At 39.2% G+C, this 263-nt stretch carries 1 protein-coding gene; it reads right to left on the bottom strand.

Translation table 11 applies throughout. The annotated features are described in order from the left end of the window. Nucleotides 1-263 (bottom strand): cupin domain-containing protein (locus ACZ3HG_RS24000; RefSeq protein ID WP_465334914.1); only part of this gene is annotated, 263 nt, incomplete at both ends.

Genomic DNA, 263 nt, shown 5'->3' with positions numbered 1-263 from the left:
CTTTTCTATCTCTTCATAATCAGTATTGAAGGAAGCCTCTAGAATGTTCTTACTGAACCCAGATAAGTAGTTTTGTTGGTTTTTATTTCCAGACAATAAGAAAGACTGAAGTTGGCCAGGTCTATTTACGGGAATGGCGAGATCTAATACTCTAAGCTCCTTGTTGTCATCTCTGTTAACCAAATAAGCAATTGTGCCAGCAGGAAGTTTTATCGTATCTCCGCGCTCAAGGTTGAAGGAGTTTCTATCATCGGGTTTCAACA

Source organism: Erwinia sp. PME.40.26/001 (genome assembly GCF_055556675.1).
Note: the sequence above shows the minus strand (reverse complement) of the source record. Positions and strands in the feature narration are given on the sequence as shown.